Source organism: Pantoea sp. X-Soil-ISGK-275, assembly GCF_059730795.1.
Genome location: NZ_AP035977.1, coordinates 863,127 through 870,295 on the forward strand (window position 1 = coordinate 863,127; position 7,169 = coordinate 870,295).

Consider the following 7,169-nt stretch of genomic DNA (forward strand, 5'->3'; position numbering starts at 1 on the left):
ACAGATTGCCTGCAAACATAGGTGATTGACGCTGCACGCAGGGCGTTGGCTGCGGTATGCTGAAAACTTACGTTTACTTTCAGGAGCAGCAAAGATGCCAGAAATTGTTGTGTATGCAGCGGAAGGTCGCACGGTTGAGCAGAAGAAAAAGTTGTTGAGAGCCGTCACCGCAGCGGTGGCCGATTCGTTTGAGATCGACGCTAATTCGGTGACAGTTTCCATTATCGAAACGCCAAAACATCATAAGTCGAAAGGCGGCGTGCCGTTTGATGAGCGCTGAGTCGGGTATATGCATAAAAGCCCCAATGGGGCTTTTATTATTTAGAGGATAAAGACGGCCGGCCCTTTATCTTCAATCGTGTTGAGAATGCGTAATGCCGCTTTATTTGGCTTGCTTTCGTTGCGCTCCCATTTGGATACGCTTTCCACAGACATTCCGGTGGTTAACGCCAGGGCAGCTTGCGACATATTCCAGCGCAGTCGCACCGCTTTAATTTCTATGCCACTCATCGTACGCACTGGAGGAATGTTACGTGCTTCTATGGCAGCATTAATTTCGGCAACTGTTTCATCTTGCACTGCGCCAAGCTGGTTATAGCGTTGCGCCATGCTCTGAATTTTTTTTAAACGTCCAGTCATTACAGGTTACCTCAATTAACTCTTTTGCTTTAATTAACGCCTCGATTAGCTCGTCTGGCATAGCAATAAAATCTCGCGCGATGCTGCAATATGCATCAATTTCATCGTCTTCTAACTCTTTACCTTTCTTCTTCGAAAGCTGGCTTTTTAAATACATATCAAAGAAGTAAAGATTTTTCCCATCATTGAAAAATACTATGCAGCGCGCACCATCAGAAGCACCGACGCCTGGTAAACCGACTCGCTTCTTATAAGTAAATCGGCCCAGGCAATCACCATGAAGTCCCGCGAAAATGGACATCGCTGCCTTGCACAAAATTTTATCGCTGATGCGTGCTCTTAAACGCTCTTCCTGAAATTCTGGCGTAAGATAAATCCCCCATGGTCGCTTCCTTGCCTCTTTTTAACCCGTAAGCATTACTATAGTCTTGCTTACGGGCTAGGTCAATTTTCATGCATTTGCTGGCGTATCCCAATAGCCTAAAACTCAGTATCATAGACGTTCTGCCGCTTACCAGAATGAGTGAACCCGCCCGCTATGACCGATCAAACTGCACTATTTTCGCGGCTGACTTCTACCCTTGCCGATGAAAGCCGCACGCCGCTGTACAAACGCTTTGCCACTGCAATTAAAGATGCGGTGCGCGATGGCGTGTTAGTGCATGAAGAGATCCTGCCAAGTGAGCGTGACTTCAGCCAGTCACTGAGCATTTCGCGTATCACCGTGCGTAAAGCCATGGATGCGCTGGAAAAAGAGGGCGTGGTGTTGCGTTCTCGTGGCTACGGCACGCAGATCTGCAGCCAGTTTGAGTATTCGCTTAAAGAACCGAAAGGCTTGTCGCAACAAGCGGTATTGCGCGGTAAAAAGCCCGACACCGTGTGGATTAACAAAAGCAAAATCCATTGCGACGCAGAAATCGCCGAAAAGCTCGGGTTGAGTAAAGGCAGCGAGGTTTATTTACTGAAGCGTATTCGCTATGTCGATCAGCAAGCGGTGTCGGTAGAAGAATCCTGGGTGCCGGCGCGCTATATCGCCGATGCAGACGAGATTGGGATTTCGCTGTACGATTATTTCCATCAGCAGCAAATTCTGCCGGTTAAGTCACAAAGCAGAGTAAGTGCTCGCATGCCAGATGAGGCGCTCCAGCTGCAGATCGCCCTACCCGACAACGTGCCTGTTTTGGTGATCAAGCAGCTGGCGTTAGATGCGCAGGGCAATCCGCTGGAATACAGCATTAGCTACTGTCGTAGCGATATGTATGTGTTTATTGCGGAGTAAGGCGCTGCTGCCAATAAGCCGTTAATGTGGCGCGATCGGGCGCGCAATCCCCGCCGCGCTGTGACACCACATAAGACGCCACCGCATTGCCCAGCGCAACGCTTTCACCCAGCAACCAACCCGACGCCAATCCCGCCAATAATCCGCCCGCGTGGCTGTCGCCTGCGCCGATGGTATCGACCACTTTTGTCGGCAATGCCGGTATCCAACCTTGCGTATTCGCGTCAACGAAGCCGGCACCTTCGCTATCGAGTCGCACTACCATCGCGCCACCAAAGCGCTGCCGCCAGCGCGACATTAACTGATGTGCATCAAAGGGTTCTGTTTGATTCAAACGTTCATGCCACAGCAGTTCGGCTTCCTGTCTGTTCACTGTAATCAGTGGACGGCGCGCCATAATGCGTTCAAACTGCGCATCGCCGATATCCGCCAGACGTGGACCGAAATCCACTAACAATTGATACGGCTGGCTTTGCTGCTCCAGCCAGTCGATCATCACATCACCGCTTTTGCTGGTGAGCTGATAGCCGGAAAGGTAGATCCAGCGATTAGCCGGCTGCGGCAGCGTATCGAGCAGTGCTGCATCCCACTGATTTTCAACGCCGCTCACTGACAGAAATGTGCGCTCGCCATCGGGTTCCACCAACGCTAAACACCAGCCGTTATCGCCCTTCGCGGTTTCCAGCACGCTGTGAATGCCATATTCCGTCAACTTCTGCCGCACAATGCTCGCCCAGGGGCCGTTACCGAGCGGTAGCGCGTTGATGGACGGGATGCCAAGCCGGTGCAGCGCAATCGCCACGTTCAGCGCACAGCCGCCCACGTTGACACCCTGCTGGTGGAGCTCAACATCGCTGCCACGATGTGGCAACGAGTAAGCATCAGCAATCACATCCACCACCGCCGCACCAATCACGCACACAGGCAGACGGCCTTCGAGTCTCTGCAGATCATCAGGCGTCAGCATAAGCGGCCTCGCGCTGCTGGCGGAAACGCGTAAATGCGGCGCTGTAGCGGGTGAAATCCAGCGCGTTAGCGGCATCCAGCTCGGCTTTCAGGGCAACATCAATACTGTCGATGCCATGCAGCGCACCGCAAATCGCCACCGCCATCGCGCCGATGGTATCGGTATCGCCGCCGAGGTTAGCGCAAAGGATCGCGCAGCGATTCGGATCGGTTTCAGCTAATTGCACCATCGCAATCGCCGCCGGTACCGATTCAATGGTGCTGGTGCCGGTGCCAACCAGATCGTAAATCTGCTGCATCGTAGATTCCACGCCCCTGCCCTGCACGACAACGCTCAACGCCAGTTCGAGGCGTGCCGCCATTGATGCGCTAAAGGTGGTAACACGCATCTCCTGCGCCGCGCGTGCAATCGTAGGCAGTTCATCGCGGATCGTTGTCCAGCTGGCACCATCAATAGCACGCGAAACCGCCCACGCAATCACCGTCGCGCCGGAAATCGCGACATCCGATTTGTGCGTTGGGCTCGACGCCAGTGCGACGGCATCAATGAAAGCGGATAAATCGCGTGCTGGCAGTAGACAGCCGAGCGGGGACACGCGCATTGCTGCGCCGTTGGTCATGCCTTTATTTTCCAGCTGCGACACCGGCGTCCCTGCTTTCATCGCGTTGAGCGCGATTTTTGAAGTCGGTCCAAGTACGTTCTTGTTAAAGGCATCAAACGACTCGGCCCAGTGCAAAATATTTGCGCCGATGGTTTCCGCGTTGATCTCACCATCGTGAGAGACGATCGCATCAGCCAATGCCAGCGCCATGGACGTGTCATCGGTAAAGGCCGCCCGGCCAAAGTAGCAGGCGGCATTGTTTTCAGCCGGACCAGGCAGGAAGCGATCGATCCAGCCGAAGTGCTGCTTCACGCGCGATCGTGGCCACAATTCCGATGGCATGCCCATCGCATCGCCCAGCGCCTGGCCGTAAAACGCGCCTAAAATCCGTTTTTCTTGCGTTGTCATCGTCATGGTGAAATCCCTTATTTATGGCTGTCAGCGGTTGCTGAATTATCGAAAGCGGTAAGCTCATCGCTGCGTTTTTTACCGTCGCGGAACAGGACGATAAAGGCGATGGTGATCATTACGATCATCACGCTGCCAAACATCCACATGCCGGCCCAGTTGAAAGTCTGGCCGTTGCGGGGTTGGTCGTAGGCAAACATCTCCTGCATCAGATAGCCGCCCAGGCGGTAACCGAGCAGGCTACCGATGCCCTGACAGGCGAGTGTGATCAGCCCTTGCGCGGCGTTACGCATTGCCACTGGCGCTTTCTTATCAACGTAAATGTAAGCAGTGATGAAGTAGAAATCGTAGCTGACGCCGTGCAGCAGAATGCCCATGAACAGCAAGCCGTACGTCAGCATGTTTTGATCGCCGCCGAACACAAAGAACACGTATCGTAACGCGGCGGTAGTCAATCCCAGCAGCAGCACTTTACCGATGCCAAAGCGTTTAATGAAGAACGGCAGCGCCAGCAGGAAGAAGATTTCCGAAACCTGACCGAGCGTCATCCAGCCGGTGGCATGCGGCAAGCCGACTTCCGTCAGATAGCCTTCGGCAAAGATGTAGTAAAACGCCAGCGGCATGCTGAACAGGAAGGAGCAGACGAAGAAGACGAGGAAGCTGCGATCCTTCAGCAGATGCAGCGCATCCAGGCCAAGCGCGACGCGAAGGCTGAATTTGCCGGTGCTTTTCGGCTCGGTCGCGGGTAGCGTCAGGGCAAAAATGCCGAGCAACAGCGAACTTGCCGCAGTGATCAATAACGGCACGTTGCTGGCTGAAATATCGCCATAGCCCAGCAGCGGCGGCAGGAAACCACAAACGATGCCAGAGGCAATCCAGCCAAGTGTCCCCATAACGCGAATGCGTGGGTAATCACGCTCCACATCCGCAACGTGCGAAAACGCGATGCTATTGGTTAAGGCAATGGTTGGCATGTAAGTGAGCGCATACAGCAACAACAGCGGGAAGAAGCCGCCGAAGTGGGTTTGCTGAGCTGCAAAGAACATCAGGATCGAGCCGATGATGGTGAGCAGTGACAACACTTTTTGCGCCTGAAAGAAGCGATCGGCCAGCGATCCGACAAGGATCGGCGACAGGATGGCGGCTATCGAGGTACAGGCGTAGCACCAGGCGATCTCAACTGGCGAGAAGCCATTTTTGCTGAGAAATGCCCAGAGCGGTACAAACCATGCGCCCCAGATAAACCACTCAAGAAACATCATGAACGACAGTTTTGGGATTGTTGTTTTCATTTAAAAGGATTCCCCGGTGTAGGTGGAGGCAAATCTAACACCAGTAATAATACCTTTATAATACCAGTAGTGGTTTTTTTGAACTCGTCCACAACATTTTAACCGATGTGCAACGGTCTGAGGCAGGAGGGATGGGAATGAGGGCGCGAATAATGCGCCCGATAATATTTAGCGGCGGTTTTTCCATACCGTCTGAATGTTGCAGAATTCGTGGACACCAAAGCTCGACAGTTCACGACCATAGCCGCTCTTCTTCACGCCACCAATCGCAACACGCGGATCTGACGCGCCATTGCCGTTGATAAACACCGCGCCGGTCTCCAGTTTTTCCGCCAGTTCGTTGGCCAGTGCTTCGTTGCCGCTCCACAACGTTGCACTAAGACCGAACTCGCTGTCGTTGGCCAGCTCAAGGGCGTGTTGTGCATCACGAGCGACGGTAATCGCAGCGACCGGGCCAAAGATCTCCTGCTGGAAAGCAGTCATGGCTGGCGTGACATCTGCGAGGATCGTTGGGGCGTAATAGTTGCCTGGGCCGTCGATCTTATGGCCGCCTAATACCAGACGGGCGCCCTCCTTGATGGTCTGCTGCACCTGATTATCCAGCTCATCACGCAGATCGTAACGCGCCATCGGGCCGATATAGGTTTCTTCTGCCAAAGGATCGCCGATATTCAATGCCTGTACCGCTGCGCTGAAACGCGCCTCAAACGCTTCTGCGACGCTTTCTTCAATGATGAAGCGCTTGGCTGCCATGCAGACCTGTCCGGTGTTCTGGTAGCGTCCTGTGACCGCTGAGGCCACTGCAGCATCAAGGTCTGCATCTGCCAGCACAATGAAAGGATCCGCGCCGCCCAGTTCCAGCACGGTTTTTTTCAATACTGCACCGGCTTGCGCTGCAATAGCTCCGCCTGCACGCACGCTGCCGGTTACCGCTACAGCGGCAATACGCGGATCTTTGATCGCGGCCGAAACGCCATCATTATCGACATTGATCACAGTGAAGCCGCCTTTAGGCAGATCGGTGGCATCAAACAGTGACGTCATCAGATTGGCGGATCCCATTACGCTTGGTGCATGTTTCAGCACATAGGTATTACCCGCCAGTAACATGCTGACTGCGCCGCGCAGAACCTGCCAGTAAGGGAAGTTCCATGGCATCACTGCAAGGATTACACCGAGCGGGCGAAATGACTGCCACGCTTGCTGGTTTTCCACCAGCGTGGGTTTATCGGCAAGGATCGCCGGACCATGTTCCGCATACCAGTCACAGAGATTGGCACATTTCAGTACTTCAGCACGTGCCTGAGCGATTGGCTTACCCATTTCCAGCGTCGCCATGGTTGCCAACTCATCTTGTCGTTGGCGAATCTGTTCTGCCAGTTGACGCAGTACTTTGACTCGCTGCGGCATTGCCGTATAGCGCCACTCTGCGAAGGCATCAGCACTTTGCTGCAATGCGGCTTCCAGTTCAGCTGCGCTTTGCAGCGGATAGGTTGCGATGATTTCGCCGGTAGTTGGGTTGCGGGAGATAACGTTGTCAGTCATGAAAGATGTCCTCGTCATAAGTGATGTGATGTTCAATGGTGCTCACCTTACGCCGTGTAAAGGTTTCTTAAAAATGAATAATAATGAGGAAGTTGTTCATTTAAGGAGAATTATCAGGATCTTGATCGCATAGAACTGATGATTTGGTGGGATCGAATAGGATGTTATCGCGATGCGGTTATTTTAAACGTTTTGCGTGTCGAAAGCCGCTTCAGTCCTGGCGTTATTAAGTTATACAGTGAATAGATCTTAAAGAAAGATCATATAGAGATCTTAAAGAGATCCTAAGAGATCCCCGATCGTCGCAGACCGCACCCCACAAGGGCTCAGAAGGTGCTCGTGTTCACTATAATGAGTAAAGTGTTCACTGGAGTCAGTAGTTTATTCACTATAGAGAGTAGAATGTTCACTATAAACAGTGTTAATGTTCACTGTAAT

8 protein-coding genes are annotated in these 7,169 nt (G+C 53.0%); 2 read left to right on the forward strand and 6 right to left on the reverse strand.

The features are described from left to right. Window positions 1-94: 94 nt before the first annotated feature. Window positions 95-280, forward strand: coding sequence for a tautomerase family protein (locus tag AC6I8A_RS23495; protein ID WP_007886101.1), 186 nt, complete (start codon window positions 95-97; stop codon window positions 278-280). 41 nt (window positions 281-321) lie between these two features. Here the strand turns inward: AC6I8A_RS23495 and AC6I8A_RS23500 are convergent, their stop codons facing one another. Continuing rightward, window positions 322-639, reverse strand: coding sequence for a helix-turn-helix domain-containing protein (locus AC6I8A_RS23500; protein WP_256699067.1), 318 nt, complete (start codon window positions 637-639; stop codon window positions 322-324). Then, window positions 593-1,015, reverse strand: a complete 423-nt coding sequence (locus tag AC6I8A_RS23505) for a type II toxin-antitoxin system RelE/ParE family toxin (RefSeq protein ID WP_265302191.1) — start codon at window positions 1,013-1,015, stop codon at window positions 593-595. Before AC6I8A_RS23505 ends, AC6I8A_RS23500 begins: the two co-directional genes overlap by 47 nt. A 162-nt stretch (window positions 1,016-1,177) precedes the next feature. Here AC6I8A_RS23505 and AC6I8A_RS23510 point away from each other — a divergent pair, with 162 nt between their 5' ends. After that, the gene (locus AC6I8A_RS23510; RefSeq protein WP_265301932.1) at window positions 1,178-1,918 is read left to right on the forward strand and encodes a GntR family transcriptional regulator; all 741 of its coding nucleotides are present in this window, start codon (window positions 1,178-1,180) and stop codon (window positions 1,916-1,918) included. Here the strand turns inward: AC6I8A_RS23510 and AC6I8A_RS23515 are convergent. From AC6I8A_RS23515 to AC6I8A_RS23530, 4 genes are all read right to left on the reverse strand, one after another. After that, window positions 1,905-2,885: a PfkB family carbohydrate kinase gene (locus AC6I8A_RS23515; protein WP_497819333.1), complete on the reverse strand. Its 981-nt coding sequence runs from the start codon at window positions 2,883-2,885 to the stop codon at window positions 1,905-1,907. The two genes, AC6I8A_RS23510 and AC6I8A_RS23515, sit on opposite strands and share 14 nt — an antisense overlap. Beyond that, window positions 2,872-3,900, reverse strand: a complete 1,029-nt coding sequence (locus tag AC6I8A_RS23520; RefSeq protein ID WP_497819334.1) for an ADP-ribosylglycohydrolase family protein — start codon at window positions 3,898-3,900, stop codon at window positions 2,872-2,874. The genes AC6I8A_RS23515 and AC6I8A_RS23520 overlap by 14 nt, the downstream gene beginning before the upstream one ends. Before the next feature lie 11 nt (window positions 3,901-3,911). Continuing rightward, the gene (locus AC6I8A_RS23525) at window positions 3,912-5,186 is read right to left on the reverse strand and encodes a nucleoside permease (protein WP_293792469.1); all 1,275 of its coding nucleotides are present in this window, start codon (window positions 5,184-5,186) and stop codon (window positions 3,912-3,914) included. Window positions 5,187-5,354: 168 nt separating this feature from the next. Then, complete coding sequence (locus AC6I8A_RS23530; protein ID WP_497819335.1) at window positions 5,355-6,731, reverse strand: aldehyde dehydrogenase family protein; 1,377 nt, start codon at window positions 6,729-6,731, stop codon at window positions 5,355-5,357. Between the last annotated feature and the right edge of the window lie 438 nt (window positions 6,732-7,169).